Annotated in this window: 15 protein-coding genes; 1 reads left to right on the top strand and 14 read right to left on the bottom strand. The window is 48.3% G+C overall.

The annotated features are described in order from the left end of the window. Nucleotides 1-46 precede the first annotated feature (46 nt). From GPK89_RS12375 to GPK89_RS16315, 4 genes are all read right to left on the bottom strand, one after another. Nucleotides 47-331, bottom strand: a complete 285-nt coding sequence (locus GPK89_RS12375; protein ID WP_215693545.1) for a hypothetical protein — start codon at nucleotides 329-331, stop codon at nucleotides 47-49. 116 nt (nucleotides 332-447) lie between these two features. Then, nucleotides 448-780: a plasmid mobilization protein gene (locus tag GPK89_RS12370; RefSeq protein ID WP_008791955.1), complete on the bottom strand. Its 333-nt coding sequence runs from the start codon at nucleotides 778-780 to the stop codon at nucleotides 448-450. Next, a complete protein-coding gene (locus tag GPK89_RS12365) occupies nucleotides 780-8057 on the bottom strand; it encodes an LPD11 domain-containing protein (RefSeq protein WP_346344856.1) in 7278 nt (2425 codons plus the stop codon). The genes GPK89_RS12370 and GPK89_RS12365 overlap by 1 nt, the downstream gene beginning before the upstream one ends. Next, complete coding sequence (locus GPK89_RS16315; RefSeq protein ID WP_118199520.1) at nucleotides 7985-8323, bottom strand: TnpV protein; 339 nt, start codon at nucleotides 8321-8323, stop codon at nucleotides 7985-7987. The genes GPK89_RS12365 and GPK89_RS16315 overlap by 73 nt, the downstream gene beginning before the upstream one ends. A gap of 43 nt (nucleotides 8324-8366) precedes the next feature. On the opposite strand from GPK89_RS16315, the gene GPK89_RS16310 reads away from it, so the two are divergent. Continuing rightward, nucleotides 8367-9080 (top strand): hypothetical protein, encoded by a 714-nt coding sequence (locus tag GPK89_RS16310; protein ID WP_252261662.1) that lies wholly within the window; start codon nucleotides 8367-8369, stop codon nucleotides 9078-9080. A 48-nt stretch (nucleotides 9081-9128) separates the two neighbouring features. On the opposite strand, the gene GPK89_RS12360 is transcribed toward GPK89_RS16310, so the two are convergent. From GPK89_RS12360 to GPK89_RS12315, 10 genes are all read right to left on the bottom strand, one after another. Further along, nucleotides 9129-9332 carry a transposon-transfer assisting family protein gene (locus GPK89_RS12360; protein WP_015564218.1) on the bottom strand — a complete coding sequence of 68 codons (204 nt, stop codon included), beginning with the start codon at nucleotides 9330-9332 and terminating at the stop codon, nucleotides 9129-9131. Further along, entirely contained in the window at nucleotides 9332-9928 is a 597-nt protein-coding gene (locus GPK89_RS12355) for a YodL domain-containing protein (protein ID WP_215693540.1), read from the bottom strand. Before GPK89_RS12355 ends, GPK89_RS12360 begins: the two co-directional genes overlap by 1 nt. Nucleotides 9929-9941: 13 nt before the next feature. Continuing rightward, complete coding sequence (locus GPK89_RS12350; RefSeq protein WP_215693538.1) at nucleotides 9942-10547, bottom strand: LPD16 domain-containing protein; 606 nt, start codon at nucleotides 10545-10547, stop codon at nucleotides 9942-9944. Next, a complete protein-coding gene (locus GPK89_RS12345; protein ID WP_215693536.1) occupies nucleotides 10544-12619 on the bottom strand; it encodes a type IA DNA topoisomerase in 2076 nt (691 codons plus the stop codon). Before GPK89_RS12345 ends, GPK89_RS12350 begins: the two co-directional genes overlap by 4 nt. 179 nt (nucleotides 12620-12798) lie before the next feature. After that, a complete protein-coding gene (locus tag GPK89_RS12340) occupies nucleotides 12799-13839 on the bottom strand; it encodes a Fic family protein (RefSeq protein WP_008791949.1) in 1041 nt (346 codons plus the stop codon). A gap of 234 nt (nucleotides 13840-14073) precedes the next feature. Continuing rightward, entirely contained in the window at nucleotides 14074-15150 is a 1077-nt protein-coding gene (locus GPK89_RS12335; protein ID WP_008791948.1) for a CD1107 family mobile element protein, read from the bottom strand. Next, entirely contained in the window at nucleotides 15140-15397 is a 258-nt protein-coding gene (locus GPK89_RS12330; RefSeq protein WP_008791947.1) for a DUF4315 family protein, read from the bottom strand. The genes GPK89_RS12335 and GPK89_RS12330 overlap by 11 nt, the downstream gene beginning before the upstream one ends. 13 nt (nucleotides 15398-15410) lie before the next feature. Then, entirely contained in the window at nucleotides 15411-17129 is a 1719-nt protein-coding gene (locus tag GPK89_RS12325) for a C40 family peptidase (RefSeq protein WP_215693534.1), read from the bottom strand. Between the two features lie 3 nt (nucleotides 17130-17132). After that, nucleotides 17133-19520, bottom strand: coding sequence for a VirB4-like conjugal transfer ATPase, CD1110 family (locus GPK89_RS12320; RefSeq protein WP_008791945.1), 2388 nt, complete (start codon nucleotides 19518-19520; stop codon nucleotides 17133-17135). Continuing rightward, a complete protein-coding gene (locus tag GPK89_RS12315; protein WP_044943914.1) occupies nucleotides 19480-19914 on the bottom strand; it encodes a PrgI family protein in 435 nt (144 codons plus the stop codon). The genes GPK89_RS12320 and GPK89_RS12315 overlap by 41 nt, the downstream gene beginning before the upstream one ends. Nucleotides 19915-19927: the final 13 nt, after the last annotated feature.

The following is a 19927-nucleotide window of genomic DNA, read 5'->3' as shown; positions in this document are numbered from 1 at the left end:
CCAAAAAGAAAAAGCCACCGGTCGGTGACTTTTCTCTGATATTATCTTATGACCTGATAAATGCTCCCAGACTTTCTCCTATATTCTCGGCTTTCATAACAGCCCAGACGAGCAGAAACACCGCTGCTATTGTCGCAATTCCAAGAACCACAAGGATAAGCAGAGACTGCCACAAAGCCTTTACAATGCAGTAAATCGCAGAACCGCCGATAACCAAAAGTAGTATGCCAATCACATAGGACACAACATTTGTAAGCAGGTTTCCAAGAACGCAAATCACTTTTACAACGAACAGCACCGGCAGTGCCAATATCTTCAATATCAGCTTCATAGGCTCAACCCCTTTCTTCTAACTACATTGTACAAGGGTATCTGCAATAACGCAATGATGTCAACCCTTACGTAAAAGCCGCAGTCGAAACTGCGACTTCCCGACAAGTTGTCGGATTACTGGATTGAGGACAGGCGAACAAGGACTTCTTTCATATCCGTCCAGATCTCCTCCAGTCGTTTTTGCAAATCCTCAATGTCGGCATGGTAGATGCTGCCCGTTTCGTTCGCTCGTTTTGCGTACTGATTCAGGTTGTTGGAGCAGATTCGCAGGAGCGAAACCAGGGCTTTCACATCCTGCAAATCCAGTCTGATGCAGTAACCATCCAGAGCCATTTTCCGCAGATAGGCTCCCATGCTGCGGATGCCAAGCTCATCCATCTTCTCATGGATTCGCTCGACCTCCTCTTTGGATGCAAGGAAATGAACATCCTGGTCTCGCTTTGCCATTACAACACCTCCTCACGGGTTTCAGAGTATTTTGCAGGCGGGATATGCTCCGCCTTGGATTTCAGATCAGCCAACACAGAAGGGCGCTCTGACTCGCTTCTTTCGTCACGATTTTCCGCAGAGTCCTCCATATTCAGGGCTGCATCCAGTTCTGCCAGCCGCTGACTTTTTGCTGCCAGCTCTGCTTCCTGCGGAAACGGTTTTCCAACCTCCGCCTCGGCTGCTTCCTGCTGATTGTAGAGGTTATTCAGCTGTTCATTGGCTCGTTCTAAGCGCTCAGGAATGCCTGCAAGGGCATTGTCCAGTCGGGTGATATTTCCTCGTGCATCCGTGCCAAGGGCTACTCTGTGGCTCACAGCGCCCTTCAGGGTCACATCAAACTCGTTCCGGAAGCTGTCAAACGAAAGCTCCATCTGAAAGCCACGGTAATTGCCAAGCGGAACCGGATCGGCGCTTTTGGTATCCTTACAAGCCGCAAGGAGGATTTCACCGGCATCTGCCTTTTCGGTGTAGGCTTTGCCCATGATTTCCATGCCACAAAAGCCCTCGGCAATCTGCGGGTGTGCTTCCACGGTTTTAATATCAGCTTCAAAGCCATGAATATAGCCTGTCTGCTTTTCAATCTCAGCCGGGAAGTATTTCAGGAGCTTATCTTCCATGCGGTACTGCTGGCTCTGGTGGTCAGCTTTCAGCACCTTCAGCCTTGCCACATCAATGTCCAAATCCATCTTTTCCTTGATAAGCGGATTACCGGCACACAGCGCTTTGATCTCCGCATAGGACAGCGCCTGCTCGTCCACATCGTCACAGGAGCGGACCGGCGATTTGGAGGTCATAATCTGAGAAATAAACTTCTGCTTGTTTTCCAAGGTCTGATACAGGTAAGCGTCGAAGGTTCCCTCGGTCACGTACTGATACACCTGAACCTCTTTGTTCCGGTTGCCCTGACGGATGATACGACCATTTCTCTGGGTCATATCAGACGGACGCCAGCCCACATCCAGATGGTGAATTGCCACCAGTTTGTCCTGGACGTTGGTTCCTGCGCCCATCTTTTGCGTACTTCCAAGCAGCACTCGTACCTGTCCGGTACGAACCTTGGCAAAGAGGTCTTTTTTCTTTGCTTCGGTATCTGCATCATGGATAAAGGCAACTTCTTCCGCTGGCACACCGTTTGCAATCAGCTTGGTTTTGACATCATCATAGACATTGAATGTGCCATCATTTTTCGGTGTGCTGAGGTCGCAGAACACCAACTGGGTCAACTTATCAGCCTGACCGTCCTGCCAGATACGCAGGATATTTCCTACGCAGGCATTGAGCTTGCTGTCAGGGTCATCGGGTAACAGAGGGTTCATCAGCCGCTGATCCAGTCCCAATTTTCGTCCGTCGCTGGTAATCTTGAGCATATTATCGACGGACGGGTCAACGATACCGGCATGAACATCAGCCGCTCTCTCTGAAAGGGAAGCCACCATATCTTTCTGATACTCAGAAGGCTGAACCACAACCGTTTCAAACTTTGCTTCGGGAACAGGGAGATGCAACTGGTCAGAGGTCTTGATGTCGGCAACTTCCTTGAACATATTCATCAGCTCAGGCAGGTTGAAGAATTTCGCAAATCGGGTTCTGGCACGATAGCCGGTTCCCTCCGGTGCAAGCTCAATCGCAGTTGTTGTTTCTCCGAAGGTCGATGCCCAGGAATCAAAATGGGTCAGGTTCTTTTGCTGGAGCGTACTGTACTGGAGATAGCGCATGACCGTATAAAGCTCGGTCATCGAGTTGCTTACGGGAGTACCGGTTGCGAAGATCACGCCACGCCCGCCGGTCAGCTCATCCATATAGCGGCACTTCATAAACATATCCGAAGATTTCTGGGCTTCGGAGGTGGACAGACCTGCCACATTTCGCATTTTTGTGTAGAGGAACAAATTCTTGAACGCATGGCTTTCGTCCACAAATAGCCGGTCTACACCCAACTGCTCAAAGGTAATAACATCATCCTTCTTGTCGGCAGCAAGGAGCTTGTCCAGTCTGGCTTCCAGTGATTTTCGTGTTTTCTCCATCTGCTTAATCGTGAAGTTTTCACCACGCTGCCATTTCAGCTCCGCAATCGCACCCTCGATCTCATCAATCTGCTCTCGAAGCTGCCGTTCCTGTCGTTCGGCAGAAAGCGGGATTTTTTCAAACTGGCTGTGGCCGATGATAACTGCATCATAGTCACCCGTTGCGATACGAGCGCAGAACTTCTTGCGGTTTGCTGTTTCAAAATCCTTCTTGGTGGCAACAAGGAGCTTGGCACTCGGATAGAGGTGCAGGAACTCGTTTGCCCACTGTAAAGTCAGGTGATTCGGCACAACGAACAGGGATTTCTGGCTCAATCCAAGCCGCTTACTCTCCATAGCCGATGCAGCCATCTCGAAGGTCTTGCCCGCACCAACTTCGTGTGCAAGCAGCGTATTTCCACCGTACAGCACATGAGCGATGGCGTTTCTCTGGTGTTCACGGAGGGTAATATCCGGGTTCATACCGCCGAAACGGATATGAGAGCCATCATACTCACGAGGTCGGGTGGAGTTGAAAAGTTCGTTGTACTTGGTGGAAAGGGTTTCTCGTCTGTGCGGATCTCGCCAAATCCAATCTCGGAACGCATCCTTGATTGCCTGCTGTTTCTGCTGTGCCAAGGTCGTTTCTTTTTTGTTGAGAACACGCTTCTGCTTGCCATCCGCATCCTCAATCGTATCATAGATACGAATATCCTTCAGATTCAGCGTTTCCTCCAAAATTCGATATGCGTTGGCTCGCTCTGTACCGTAGGTGACATACGCCGCCACATCGTTGTAGTTCGGAGAACTCTTACCGTTGATGCGCCACTCTGCGGTCAGCTCAGAGAACTTGACCTCAATGGAACGGCGCAGGTAATACGGCGTTTCAAAGGTTTCCTCCATGAACTGCTGAATATAGTCTGCATCAATCCATGTTGCACCCAAACGCACATCAATCTCGGACGCATCCAAGTCCTTCGGCTGTGCTTTCTGCAAGGCTTCCACATTGATGCGGAAGGAAGAATCCCTGTCTGCCGCCATCTGTGCGACACGCAGCTTGCTTCTTACATCACCGGAAAGGTAATCATCGGCAGTCTGCCATCCAACTTCCACAGCATCGGGAGCCATCGGGTCTTTGAAGATCACCCCTCGAAGCTCTGCCTGAATCGCATCGTATTCTCCGGGGTTTCCAAGCAGCTGTGCCATAAACGGCAAATCCACCTTGCCACGCTCACCGATGGAGATTGCCAGAGCTTCGGACGGCGTATCCACGCTCGTCACTCTGCGTTCCGGCTTGATGGTTCTCTTGGTGAACATATCCGCCTTGCTTTTCAGATTACCGTCCTCATCCACATTTTCCAAAGAACACAGGAGATAGTAGGAGGAATCGTCAGCAAATGCCTGACCATTGGCTCGGTTATTGATAAGCCCGTTCTTTGCGGCAAACGCATCGTAGGCATCATTCAGTTCTGCCTGCTTCTGAGTAATCATTTCATCCGGGTAATCCTCAAGCTGATATTCAATCAGCTGATTGACGATACCACGGAGTTCCACCATGCCCATCACACGGTCTTTTGCTTTCTCATTCAGGTCTACACGGCGCATCAGGGAGTTTTCACGGAAGTACACATCACCGTCCACCACGGTATAAGAGAAATTCTTTACATCCGGAGTCGCAGGAATGGTTTCGATTTCCTTACCCTTGTCAGCTTCGGGAAGCTCCACAGTCTGATAGGTTCCTTGGATGTGGGAAACCGCTTCTTTCAGAAGTTCGGACAGTTCCATGCCCTCAATCGGACGCACCGTAATGTCCATGCCGTAGGCGGTACTTTCTTCCACCGTATCGCCCAGAACCATTTCAGGGTGAGCGACAAAGTAGCTGTTCATGGTGTGTCCTTCTTCGGTGCGGTCAAGATTTACCCACTCCGGAACAATGTCAATCGGATGGTCACGCTTTTGCAGGAACAGGATGTCGGACACAACTTCCGTGCCTGCGTTTTTCTTAAAGGCGTCGTTTGGCAGACGGATTGCACCAAGCAGTTCCGCCCTCTGCGCCATATATCGCCTTGCGTCAGAGTTCTTGGAATCCATGGTGTAACGGCTTGTCACAAAAGCGACCACACCACCGGGTCGAACCTGATCCAAAGCCTTGGCAAAGAAATAGTTGTGAATGGAGAATCCCAGCTTGTCATAAGGCTTATCGGACACTTTGTAGTTGCCGAAAGGGACATTGCCCACAGCCAGATCGTAGAAATCTCGGCGGTCTGTCGTTTCAAAGCCAGCCACCTTGATTTCGGCATTGGGATAGAGCTTCTGAGCAATTCTGCCGGTGATGGAATCCAGTTCCACACCATACAAGCGGCTGCTCTGCATTTCAGGAGGGAGCATACCAAAGAAGTTGCCGACACCCATAGCAGGCTCCAGAATATTTCCCGTTTCAAAGCCCATCTGTCCGACTGCATCGTAGATGGAGCGAATGACCGTAGGACTGGTGTAATGTGCGTTCAGGGTAGAAGCTCTTGCCGCAGCATATTCATCCTCGGAAAGCAGGTTTTTCAGTGTCTGATACTCCTGTGCCCAATTTCCCTTGTCCGGGTCAAAGGCATCTGCCAGACCGCCCCAACCGACATAATTCGACAAAATCTCCTGTTCTTCGGAAGTAGCGTTCCTGTTCTCGCTTTCCAGTTTGAACAGGGTTTCAATGGCTGCGATGTTTCTTGCAAATTTCTGCTTCGGTCCACCTTCACCGATGTTGTCATCTGTGATGTGGAAGTTCACCGCAGGAACAGGTGGAATTTCTCTGGTGGTGATAGACTGCTCAAGCTGAGCGATAATGTCCATAACTTCGGCATTCTGCCATCCGTCCACCTGAGCATAATCCTGAATGATGGTGTCCTTGCCATCTACACACTGTACGAAGTCCAGACTCCCCGGCAAATCTCTGGTATTCATTGCACCCAGGGCTTTTCTCTGCGTGTCAGGAAGTGCATAGTAGGCTCGCAGGGCATCATCAAAGGAACTGTATTCCTTGATGTCCAGCGCACCCCGCTTCTGAATGTCCTCGGCAACATAGAAATGGTCGATGAAGTGTTCCGGCTCCTGCTGTTTGGGTTTAGCATTGGCTCTGACCTGTGCGTGTGCCTTTTCGTCAGGGTAGTCCCCATAGATACGGATGCACTTATGCTCCTGCTGATCGTAAACGGCAGCACCATCGTACTTGAATCCGTCATCCTCCATGGTTCCGTCCACATAGCCCTGGGCAGCTTTTTCCGCTTCCTCCAAAGTGTAGTAGTCCAGCTTATCATCGAAGCCGTTTTCAAAGTGATGGTAGGCGGCAACCAGATAACGGGGAGCCATGCGCTCCTCGTAGCTGTTAATCATCTCAGGTGTCAGCCATTCCGGTTTGTCGGGAATCATTTCATACAGCTCACGCATCTTGGCAATCTGTGCATGGCGGTTGCCTGCCCACAGATGCTTTTCGCTGTGCTGTCCTGCACCAAGGAAGTATTCGCAGTCCATACGCAGACGGTCTAACAGCTGATACTCAGGGGTGTAGTCCCTCGGTTCGGTTTCGCCCAGAAAATCCTCTGTAACGGGCTTTTCTTCGGTTTGGGCATCAACCCTTACCGCATGGTTTCTTTCGTCCTGAGAGAGCATACGCTCGAAATTCTCACGATTCTCAGCACGGAAGATCGGATAGGCAAGGGAAGGGTCACGCAGCTGAACCTCTCTGTCCGTAATCTGCTCCACACGGAAAGCCGTATCGTCCAGATATACCGTGTCACCGACCTGATAGTTCCATTCCGGTTCCTTGGAAGCAGATGCTTCCACAATTTCGGCAGATTCTGCCGCAGGCGCTTCTGGCTGAACCGACTCCATCGCAGCTACGGACTGCCGAACTTCCTCCAGATAGTCATTGGCAAGCCATTCGTCCGTAAAGTATTCCGTAACGCCTTCCGGGTCTACATAGTAGTCATCGGTCTGATTATCCCAGATTGCATACTCGCCATCCTCGGTATCAATTACTGCGAAACGGTCATAAACATCTTCCAACGGATCAGTTTTAGCTTCTTCGATAGCCTGTCGTTCCGCTTCTTCCTCTGGGCTGAGGTAGCGTCCCTTTCGCATCAGACCGTCGATTCTCTGTACCACCTGCGCCCAGGACATCTGCAATTTATCGCAGCCGCTCTTGGTGTACGCAACACCCTTGGCATCGTGATCCTGACCGCTGTGCGTTGCGCCGGAGCAGGCATGGGAATGACCACCGGTTCCGTATTCATGCTTCAAGAAATCCATCTTTTCTTTGGCAGAATGATTCTCCTGCCAGTAGTTATAAATACGGGCTTTGCCACCGGAAAAGCCACTTCCACGGGTCAAGTCTGCATTGACTTCATCATCCGTAATGAACTGGCGGACAAGGGGCATCTGCATCATATCGGTCTGATACTCACGCAAAGGCAGATTCAGCTCATACAGCTGTTTCTGAATGAGATTCAGCTTGTGATAGTGAAAGCGAAGCAGATCTGGATTTTCCGCAAAGGCTTTTCTAAATTCCGAATACTGCTGCACCAAGGTTGCGTGGAAACGAGGGTCATCCAACTTTTCAGCCAAGTCTGCGGTTTCATCAGGAAACCCACGAAACGGTTCCTGATGGAGAATTGCCAGATAGCTGCCGGCACGGGCTTCTTCACTCAAATCGTGATAAAGATGCCACAGGGATTCAGCCAGCTTCTGACGCTCATATCCGGGAGCTTCTACCAGTTCCACATTGGTTGCGAACTGACCATTTTCAAGAAGTTCTTCAATACGCTCGGCAACCGTTTCCCAAGAAACGATCTGCGCTCTGGGACTGTCAATGGCAGAGGAACCTTTGGCAAAGTGGATACCGTCCTCGCCATACCACGCACAGATATTCCCACTATCTTCTTTCAGACCATAGCCGCCGTGATAGACCTGCTTTAAGGTCTGAACGATTTCTTCCAACGGCTTCTGCTTCATATATTCCAGCGCTACGACTTTTCGGGCTTCATCGGTGTTGCTGCCAAGCAGAAGAAAGTGGTCGATTTCTGCCTGGGCAAAAGAAAAAGCAGAGGGCGTAAAGCTCTCTGCTCGGTCGATAAAACTGATTTGTTCATTTTCGGAGAGGAAAAGGTTCAGACTCAGCTGTTGATAAGCTCCGTCATCACGACTTCCTCCGCCTGTGCTTTCAGGCTGTTCATGTGCTGTACCCACGCCATCTGCTGCGTTTCTTTGTCCGGTGCGGGGCTGTCCTTCAGGTACTGCTCCATCAGAAACTCCACTCTGGCTTTCGCCGTTTCCTCGATCTCCCACAGGTGCGGGAACAGGCTCTCCGTCAGAATCATGTCGTTCAGGAGCATCGGATTGTTCTGCTCCAAAAATGCTCGACGCATCCTGCCGTACTTGCCCAGAGGTTTCTCTCCCTCGTTCTCCAACTGAAGGTTCGGAATCTGATAATCTCCGGCCTGTCTGTAAGTCATCTCGTTCATAATCTGCACTCCTTTCAGCAGCTCTGATCTGCTCATGTTCTCCAATCGCTTTTTCGATTTCCTGAAACATCCTTGTACTGATGGCATTCACCGCAGTGCCAAGGGCATTTACCGTCTGTCTGGTGTTAAAATCAAACACCTTCTGGAAATCCTCATGCTCGAAGTAGTTGTCGGGACTTTCCACGAATCGGCAATACATCGTATAGGATACGCTGTTTGCCACCGCATTTTTGAAAGCTACTTCGATGTTGAGTTCATCATACTCCTCAAGGAAGCTGTTGGCAACGATGTCGAGGAGCTGCTTTTTGTAATCGTCCCAATACTCAGCCGCCAGTGCGGATGCAATATCTTCAAGCTGTGCTTCCAGCACCCCGTCAGCGGCAACACCGAAGGTACGCTCCATCGCTTCCATGACATAGGAGCGGTTTTCAGGCGTCACCTCCCACGGTTTCAGTTCCGGGGAAGAACGGCGAACGCCGGTATCCGCCACATCAAACACATAGCGCAGATACGGTTTATCCCTGTTCATCACAAACAGGGCAATACCGGTAGAGCCACGCTTTACATATCTGCGGTAATTTTCAGCGTTCCAGTCCTCATAGGGCTTGCAAAAGGTCGCATTGGGGCGCTGAGCATAAATCATCACCTGTTCCGGATAGGTGAACTCATAGTTGCGGGACATCGTTCTCAAAAACGAAGTCCAGTTATCTGTGTTCGAGGTGATTTTCCCAATCGTTTCTTTTGCTAATCCGGAATAAAATCGCTCTTTTGCGTTCATTGTATCCCTCCAATCCTATCAATCCGGATAAAGGTTCAGCTTCTCAAAGGCGGCATCGTCCATGGCTGAAACTTTACGGAGAACCGAGTCTGCCAAAGCAAAAAGCTCTGACTCGTCCTCCGAAAGCTGTTCCTTCATCAGTGTCAATGCTTCACACAGCCCTGACCTTGTGCCAGGGCTGTAAAGCATCATCATGTTCCGCTCATCTTGTGTGAAATCCATCATTCAATCTCCCTTTCCGGGTGGCTCTTAGGCGGCTTATGGGAAACATCCGGCACGGGCTTTTCCTTTAACTGTTCCAATACCGAAGGGCGTTCCTCTAATCCAGGCGCTTTTCCGTTGTTGATGATGCCGTCAATCATCCCATAATCATCTTCCATTGCCATCTCTGCGTTTTTCAGGTAGTTTTCGGACTTCATAAAGTTTTCCAGCTTCTGAAACCCGACAGAATCTACATAGTGAAAGGATACCTCACCGGCTACCTTTAAGGCTACGATGTCGCTGACCGACATACTGTGACCACGGAAATCATTCGGGTGGTCAATATTGAACTTCACATACAAATCTTCCAGCTGCCGATTCACATCCTCGGACGCAGAAATGGAGCCATGATAGACCACCTCGTAACGGTCAATCTCAGGCTCCATTTCTTTCTTTTGAAGGTAGCTGTAATTTGCAAACATGAGCGGGATATTATCGTCTACATCTTCCCGCAGCTGAAGAATCGCATAGGAATCCGTGGGGCTTTCCAGAAAAGCAACCATTCTGTCATCCGGGGTGGTATTTCCGTGAACATCATCCCATTTTTCGTTTTTCATATCCGTGTCCTCCTTATCGTTCAGGCTCTTTGGGTTTATGAGAACGGCTGCTCGGTGCAGCCATTTCTCCGGTCTGCATCAGCTTTTCCATAACAGATTCTCGTTTTTCGGGTGCATCTACCGCCAGTCTGCCGTTTTCAAACATCTGCTCCATGACATCCTCATAGAACATCGCCCGCAGTTCCCGGCGCTCCAGTCCAAAGGATTCCAGAATATCCTGGCGGACTTCAATCATGGACAGTTCAGGGTTATCGACCTGACCGCCATCAACCTCGTTGTAGTTTTCATCTAACAGGGTGTAGTCATAACCATCTTCACAGGTCTGTACCGCAAGGATTCTGTCCCTTCCAACCTTCCATGCAGCTTCATTGCCCATAATCTCAGGCTCCGCCATATAGCTTGCGCCGTTGCGCTCCATAATCTCTGCAAACTGGCAGATATGAAACACATTGTATCCGATCTGCGTATGATACTCGTCAATGAAGGTGCAGGGCTTCACAACCGTTTCATCTGGGTAGTGAATCTGCACACAGCTGCCATCGGGGATATGAAACAAATCCTTATAATGGCTGTCGATAAATCGGATTTCCTTACCGTCCGGGTTGTACTCATTCGTCATTTGCTTTTTCCTCCATTATCAAATTCCATGCTGAACTTCGTCCTGCCATCCTCCGATACCTCCATAAAAACGGTGGCATCAAAGGTGTTGCCCGTCCTTGCGGACTTGCAATTCTTGAGCTTTACCTTGCCGGAACCGAGCAGTTTCTGCGCCGTGGCAGAAGTCATGCTCTTGCCGATACTCGCAAAGTAACGATTGTTTTTCCAAAGGGCAAAGCTGCACCCTCGGTTAGAACAGAAGTATCCCTTGGATTTGTCCTCTACTGCACTGCCGCAGAGAGGGCATTTGCCGATAGAATTGGCTTCTTTCGACATCAGAACCTCGGAATCACGGATTACTTCATAGTTCTGAATCAGACCGGCAATCACATCTTTGATCTCGTCCATAAAGTCCTCACTGGCATATTCGCCTTTTTCAATGAGTAACAATTTTTCTTCCCAATCCGCCGTCATGGATGGGGACTGAATTTGTTCTGGCATGACTGTTACCAGAGCCGTACCCTTGTGAGTCGGAATCAAGTGTTTGGTTTTCTTATCACCCTTACGTTCCAGAAAACCGATGCGAACCAGCTTCTCAATGATACCGGCACGGGTCGCAGGTGTTCCCAGACCTTTTCGCTCGACATCCTCCGGCATTTCATCTGCACCTGCTGTTTCCATAGCAGAAAGCAGCGTATCCTCGGTAAAATGTTTAGGGGGAGAAGTTTTTCCTTCCTTAATTTCAGAATCAAGCACCTTCCGCTCGTCCCCAACGGATACCGCAGGAAGCGCCTGTTCGTTTTCATCGTTTTTTGTCGAAGAACCCTTCTGAATCAAAGCCTTCCATCCGTTCTGCACGATGGTTTTGCCCTTTGCGGAGAACGCTGTGCCGCCGCAGTCCAGTTCAATGACTGTCTCTGCGTATCGGTGTGGATCTCCCACTGCAACACACAGCCGATTGGAAATCAGTTGCAAAATTGCAAGTTCACCCTTGGGAAGTTCGCTCAGATTGCATTTCTGCAATTCTTTGGTCGGAATGATGGCGTGGTGATCTGTGACCTTTTTGTTATTCACAACCTGCTCTGCATGAACTGGTATGTTATCCACATCCTCCACGGAGAATATGTTGAAAGCCAGCTTTACGAGGTCGGTCAGGCTATGTGCCATATCTTCCGTCAGAAACCTGCTGTCGGTACGGGGATAAGTGACCAGCTTCTTTTCATAGAGATTCTGCGTGTAGTCCAAGGTCTGCTGTGCCGTGTAGCCAAGCACACGGTTGGCTTCTCTCTGTAAACTGGTCAGGTCATAGAGCGCAGGCGGCTTTTCTGTTTTCTCCTTACATTCAGCTTTCTGAACGATTGCCACCGAACAGCTTTGTTTGACAGCTTCGGCTGCTGCCTTGGTTTTGAAGCGTTCGCTTGCAGCCGTAAAACCATCCAATCCAATCTGAACTGTGTAGAACGGTTCAGGCTTGAATGCGGAAATGGCAGCTTCTCGCATAACAGCCATAGCAAGGGTAGGGGTCATAACACGACCAACATTCAGGGTCTGCCCGTAAAGGGTCGAAAAAAGTCGAGTAGCGTTAATACCAACAATCCAGTCGGCTCGTTCTCGACACAGTGCTGCTTCATACAAAGCATCATATTCCGTTCCAGACCTGAGGTTTTCAAAGCCCTCCTTGATTGCTACATCTTCCATCGAGGAAATCCAAAGCCGCTCAAACGGCTTTCTGCACCCGGCTTTGTGGTACACCAACCGAAAGATCAGCTCGCCCTCACGACCGGCATCTGTTGCACACACAAGACTCGCAACATCTTCTCTGGCCATGAGCTTTTTCAGAATCCCAAACTGTTTCTTCGTACCGGCAGAAACCTCATACTGCCAGTCCATCGGGAAGATAGGAAGGTCTGCATAAGCCCATTTGCTGTACTTCGCATCATAGACTTCCGGCTGTGCCAGCTCCACCAAATGCCCTACACACCAGCTGACCACATATCCGTTTCCCTCTAAGTAGCCATCCTCACGCTTGGCAGCACCTAACACTTTGGCAATACTCTGTGCAACCGAAGGCTTTTCAGCCAAAACTAATTTCATTTGCATCTGCTCCTTTCGCAAAAAAATAAGCAGCCACACACCGTAGTGCATGACTGCTATGTAAAAAGTTCGGAAAGAATTTTTGCAACCTGACACAATTTTCTGTTTTATAATCTCCGTCATCGTAAAAATATCTACCTCATCTGTATATGAAATGAGGTAGATAAATAATTTATGACTTAGATTTTTACATATCCTGTAGCCGGACCTGAACCGACCTTCGCAATGTACTCACTCTTAACTAAATCTGCCAGAGTGCGTTCCACCGTGGTTTTGCTTATATCAGGGTGAGCATCCATAATTTCTTTCTTTGTGATTTTACCAACTTTCTGATCAATCATCGCTTTAATTCTTTCGGGCTTAGAAAGAGTGCGGTTCTTTAAATGTTCTACACGGCTTTCAAATTCATTATATGCTTTCAACATGATACCCAGATAATACTTAACAAAAGGCTCATAGCTGTTCTCATTTTCATGCCATCCTGTCGAACTTGCCTGCAATGCTTCATAGTAAGTTTCCTTTGTTTTTTCAATCAACATTTCCATGCTGACATATTTTCCTACAATATATCCTGCCTTATAGTACAAAAGAAGCGACAGTAAACGGCTCATGCGTCCATTTCCGTCATTGAAAGGGTGGATACAGAGGAAATCCAGAATAAACATAGGTATCAAAAGTAATCTATCAATTTTATCAGTATTCCATGCTTCTAAAAACTGTCTGCACAATTCATCCATAGCTTCCGCAGTCTGAAAGGCAGGAACCGGAATAAATCTTGCTTTCTGGTGACCTTCTGCATCTGTTTCTGCAATTACATTATCAGCATTTTTATATTCTCCACCGGAACCGGCGTAGGAATACAAATCACGATGAAGCTGCAAAATAATATTAGGTCTGGGCACAATATACTCATAGCTTTCGTGGATTGTAGAAAGCACCTCTCGGTAACCTGAGATTTCCTGCTCAGATCGGTTTCTTGGTTCTGCCTTTTGGCTGACCAATTCTTCCAATCTCTTATCTGTTGTATAAATACCCTCAATACGGTTAGAAGCACCTGTACTTTGAATCAAAGCGACTTCAAGAAGGGTTTTCAATTCATCAATATTAGCTTCCAAAAAAAGCTCTTGCTTACCTTTGTGCTCATGAATTTTTCCGATCATCTGCACAATTTCAGGAGTAAGCAACTTTTCTGGCTCTTTTATATAATCAAAAGCTCTCATGTTATCTACCTCATTTCAGAATTATCTACCTCATTTTACTCTAAAATGACGGAGATTTCAATGGGATGAGGCGGATAAATTTTCCAGTCACTATGACTGAAATAATAGTATGCACACCTACCACACAGCATATTCAAGAGATCGCTTTCAAAAACACAAAATATTTTATTTTTTGAAAGCAGATGCTATGTAAAGGCAATCCGAAGATTGCCCCAGGCATCAAGCCTATCCTGTTTACACAGGTTCATTATCATCTACATCGACGGAGCTATCTGCATCATCGTCCTCAAACTCCGGATCGTACCCATAATCCTCATCATCGTCCACATAATCAGCATCCGGGTCAGGCTTTGCCGCTTCCTGTTCCTTCTTCTTTTCCTGGACTTTCTTAAATACGAAGAATCCACCACCACAGGCAAGCACAATCAGAGTAAGAATCGCTGGGAGCATATTCGAGGATTTTGGCTTTTCCTCCGGCGCCGGTTCTGTAATTTCAGGAACTGTTTCAACCACTTCCGGCTTTGTTTCCTCAATCGGCTTGGTGAACTCTGCAACTTCTTCCTCGTCCATCAGCTTGAGCAGGTCAGCTTCATCCACCTGATTCAGAAAATGCACGGTTTCCTCGCCCTTATCATCACGGTCAATGATGATATAGAAGTAGTTTCCGTTTTTGGTTACAGCAGTAATGAACTGCTTTCCACTTTTCGTAGGTGAACCAACATCGTCAACCAGAGTCAGATTGCCGTCAGGAGTAAGGGCAGGTTCGCTTGTGTCCGTGTTCTGCATGAACGCACTCATAAACATCATAAGCAGCGCCATATCCATTTCGCTGTTCTGTTCGGCTTTTTCAATCAGTTCCAGATAGTCACTGTGAACATAACCGTTCTTTTCAGGCACAGTGATCTGATACCAGTCACCCTCAACACCGACCACCACAACTTCCTCGCCGGGACGGAGCTGGTCGATGATTTCATAATTCATGCCTGCACCGGTACGCACATTCAAACGGGAACCGCTCGTTACCACCTTGCCAGTTCCCATGTTATTATCCTCGGATTCCTCTGCACCGTAAGTCCATTCTTTACCATTGAAAGAAAAAACCACCGTGCCATCCTCATTGACGGTCACGGTGTAGGGAACTTCCTCGGAAGTCTTATCTTCGGTCTTTTCAGGGACAGTTTCCACGGTTTCTGCCTTTTCCGTAGTAGTGGTTGTTGCACTCTCATCGGAGTAGGCAAACACCGTTGTCGAAAACACACCCATGCACATCGCAAGTGCCAGCAGCATGGCACTGAATCTCTTAAATCTCATTCTGCGTTTCCTCCTCATTCATAGTATTGATCGTATCAGGCTTCGGAGCCATATCCGCTGCAAACATACGGAGCAGCTCAGAAAGCTGTTCGGGATTCAGATTCGCAGCATGAACCATCTCGTGAATTTCGGAATTTTCCTCCTCACGGTATCTGCGTTCCAGATCTTTTACTCTGACATCCCATTCAGCCCGTTTCTTTCGAGCTTTCTCAAGGTCTGCACCAATTCTGTCTAATTTGGCACTCAATCGACATTCCTCCTTAGTTTTTGATTCTGCCGAAGCAGTAAAAATGTTGTTGCCAGTAATTCGATTCGATAGAAGCGTAGGAAATGGGGTTTCCGCAGTGGATCATCATACCATTGCCAACATAGATACCAACGTGTGATGCACCGGAGGTATCATAAGTGCCTTGGAAGAAAATCAAATCTCCCGGCTTGGCAGAACTTTTGGGAATAATATCGCATACGCCCATCAAACCGTTTGCGGTCAATCGTCCAACACTCCAACCGTTGCCACAGTGATTGATTACATAGGAAACAAACCCGGAGCAGTCAAAGGAAGTGGAGGGGCTGCTTCCACCCCACACATACGGGTATCCCAGATACTTCTCGGCTTCACGAATCATATTGGCAAATCGTGTGTCCGTCAGAGCTTCGCCCGGAATGTCATAGTCGGTGTACTCGCCGCCAGGGGTGGCGTAAATGTCATTTCCGAAAATATCCGGTCTGTTGCCCCTTGTCTGAAGCAAAATTCTATATCGCTCCATATCATCTTCCGACAATCCGGAATTTGAAATCACACTGTCCAAGCCCTTATTTCTGAGCTTCACTTTCAGAATATAATATTCGTAATCTTCTTCCTCTGTTGTTGTCTCTCCCGTTTCAGGATCAGTAGAAGATGTTGTTCGTGTACGAATCTCTACTACTTCTGTGAGGGTCAGCTCATATTGTTGCTCAAACAGCCATTGCAGGGTAGCCTGCACCTCATCTCTGGTGTAGTCCTCGAATTTTACCGTCAGATATGCCGCAAGCTCATAAGGATTGTGGTTGATTTCATCAAGGTCATACCGGTACTCGTCATATCCGCTATGAGTACGCTCGATATTATTGATTTCATTGCGGAGCGCAGCTTCCAAAGCCTTGTAATCATTGTCCGCACCGATAATATCTTCCTCTTTTGCGGTAAAAGAAGTTCCCAGAACGATCTGTGTGCCGCCTTGGAACATAGCCGAACAAGACGAGAACATCCCTGAGAGGATCATAAAAAGCAGTCCAGCAATCAAAACAAACAGGATCGTTTTAGAGTGTGTGGTGCAAAACTCCATCGCTTTCTCTGTAATCGTTTTGGTGCTTTGGGCTGCTTTCTTTGTTGCTTTAGCGGCAGTTTCTTTCGCTGTCCCTTTGCCTGCCTTCGCCGCTGCATACTCCTTTTTGATTGCCTGTTTTTGTTTCCATCGGGAAATGGGATTAGAAGCGGCATCGGGGTTGTCCTTTTTGAACTTCTCATACAGGGCATTTACATTTGCCTTATCTGATTTTTCTACCAGCTTTTCTGCCTTGTCGTAGGCTTTCAGCTTGTGGCTGTAAACGGCATGATCGACGGTATATGCAGTGGATTCAACAGCCTTGGTCGTTTCCTGCACAGCTTGAACGCCGATATTATCATCCTCATATTCTGACACCGCCTGATGTGCTTTGGATGTGAGCGTGACTGCGGCACCACGGCTTGCCATGTGCTTTGCCACAGATGGGCGCTCGATTTCCGTAAACTCCGCTTTTTCAAAACGGAGCTTTGCTTTACGGGAACCGGCTGCATCTGTTTCCAGCTTTAGCTTCGGCTTTGCCTTTTTGGAAGCCAATTTGTCTGCCGCTTTCTCAGCCTTATCAACCGCCTTATCTGCACGGTCGGCAGCTTTCTTCACACGAGAATCTGCAAGGTCATCTTCGGTAAAACGGAGTCGTGTAGGTCTTTTCGCCATACATTACGCCTCCTTTTCCTGTGCCACCTCGTTTAACTTCGTGGTCATAATGCGATACAGTTCCAGATCGGTCGGGAATCGGTCAATGAACGGAAGAATCACATTGCCATAGAACAGAAGTCCTTCGCCCTCACCGGAGTTAGTTACATAGGACAGCTGATGTGGCGAAATGTTCAGACGCTGTGCCAGAATACTTCGGTCATCGCTTGCCTGATTCAGCATATAGATGAAATCAGAGTTTTCGAGGATGTTGGCAATCTCCGGGGAACGAAGCAGGTCTTTGACATTCTGGGTGATACCGGTCGGCAAGCCGCCCCATTTACGGAATCGCTTCCAGATTTCTACGGAATAGGTTGCCGTCTGTTCTTCCTTCAGAAGCAGATGGAACTCGTCAATATAATATCTGGTCGATTTACCGGCAGAACGGTTGGCAGTTACACGCCCCCAGACCTGATCCTGAACAATCAGCATACCGATTTTTTTCAGCTGATTGCCCAGCTCCTTAATGTCGAAGCACACCAGACGATTCTGAATATCCACATTGGTTCTGTTGTTAAACAGTTTCAGAGAACCCTTAACATAGATTTCCAAGGCGGTCGCTACATGGTGGGCTTCCTTTTCGTCCTGCTTCAGAAGGGCATCATACAAATCCTCAAGGATCGGCATATTCTCAGGGGCAGGATTGTCGAAATATCTCTGGTAAATCTGATGCACACAACGGTCGATAACCGTCTTTTCGATAGGCTGCAAGCCATCCTTACTGCCCATAATCAACTCACAGAGGGACAGGATAAAATCGGCTTTCAGTGCTACGGGGTTGTCATCCTCAGAGTAGTTCAGGTTGATATCCATGGGGTTGATATAGTTGGTACTGGAGGAGCTGATTTTTACCACCTGACCATTGAACTTATGAACCAGAGCCGCATATTCCGCTTCGGGGTCGCAGATGATAATATCGTCATCCGTAACCAGGAACGCATTGGTGATTTCACGCTTTGCGGAAAAGGATTTACCGGAACCGGGCGTACCCAGAATCAGTCCGTTGGGGTTCTTGAGCTTCTTTCTGTCCACCATGATAAGGTTGTTCGACAGAGCATTCAGCCCGTAATAGAGCGTTTCTCCACCATTCTGGAACAGCTCCTGTGTGGTGAAAGGCACAAAAATAGCCGTGGAACTGGTAGTCAGGCCACGACGAATCTCGATCAGGTTTTGTGCCAATGGCAGGCTGCTCATCAGCCCGGATTCCTGCTGAAAATCCAAACGGCGCAGATTGCAGTTATGCTTCTGGGCGATGCTCTGGGCTTGGAACACATTGTTCTCCAGTTCCTGCTCGGTGCGTCCGGTGTTCAGCACCAGAAACGTCACCATGAACATTCGCTCGTTCTGGCTCTGCAATTCTTTCAGAAGCGACTTCGCATCTTTGCCATAGGTAGCAAGGTCAGACGGGATAATGTCCATGTCATAGCCGGAACGCACCGCTTTTTTCTGTTCCTCGATTTTGGAACGGTCAAGCTCGGTGATGGTTCTCTTGATGGTCTTAATCGCCGCAGTCTGGTCAACCGACTGGATGTGCATGGTCACAATCTGCGTGGATTCCATATCCAGAAAATCCGCCAGCATACGGTCAGACAGGTCTGATGCCGTAATTGCCAGATAGGACATCGAACCGAAGATGCTGCCCATCTGGAAGGTGCGGTTGGTCTTAAAAGCAAATGCTGTCGGAGCAATGAAGTCCTTTACAGACAGCCCGGATTCCACAAGATACTTCCAATCGAAGAAGAACTTATCATTATCACCCATGTGGAACATAGAGTGCATCAGATGCAGCCGCTCTTTGCCGTTCATAGTAGTGGCAATGACACCCAAACGACGAAAGTTATTGAGCAGATCGTTTTCGATATGGTTGAGTCTCGGCTTTGCCTGCCTCATGGATTCGGCTTCAATGCCGAATGTCAGGTACTTGGTTTTGGTCAAGCCATTGTTACCCTGCGCCAACTGCTTTTTCAGCATCTGGCTATACTCGGCACGGACAGGATTGAAGCTGTCCTTCTTGAACGGGATGCGGATACTCTTTTCAAAACTCTCAGCATCGGTACTCAGGTTCATAAAGGAAAGCTCAAAGTGAATGGAACTGTCAAAGAAATTCAGGAAACTGCACCACTCATCGAAGATGGCAGTCTTATCTTCCTGCTGTGCCAGCTGATAGTTGATGTCCTGAAACTGAATCGTCTTGGTGTAATAGCTGTCAGTGACACGGCAGATGCCATCCGGGAACATTCTCTGAAAGGGAATGGACTGCTGTGCAGTCTGCGGAATACCATTGTCTTTCTTTGCCCGTTCCACAACAGCTTTAATTTCTCGCTGCTGTTTCCGATTCAGATTTGCAGGCATTTTGATGTTTCTTGCCTGCTGCTTCTTTTTGAAAAACAATTCGTTCAACCTCCTTTTCCAGTTTGTACTGACGCATCAAAGCGTCATAATAGTTGTCCGTCTGATAAGGGCGAACCTTGGGACGAACGAATTTAGTCTGAATGAAGTGTTCAACAACCACTTCCAACGGCTGACCATCCTTTTCATACATTGCCAGAAAGAACAACGGCAACATGACGATCATCATGGACAGTGCTGCAAGGCTCACATTTCCGGTTGCTTTGACCAGAAAGAAAATCGGCACTCCGATGAGTGCCGCCGCACCAAAGCAAAGTAACTGCCGTTTCGTCAGATTAAAGAACACTTTTGTTTTTACCCTCGTCAGGTCACGAGGTACGGGAATATACGCTGCCAAACAATTTCCTCCT

The sequence above is a fragment of the Gemmiger formicilis genome, from assembly GCF_018784445.1.
GTDB lineage: Bacteria > Bacillota > Clostridia > Oscillospirales > Ruminococcaceae > Gemmiger.
Note: the sequence above shows the minus strand (reverse complement) of the source record. Positions and strands in the feature narration are given on the sequence as shown.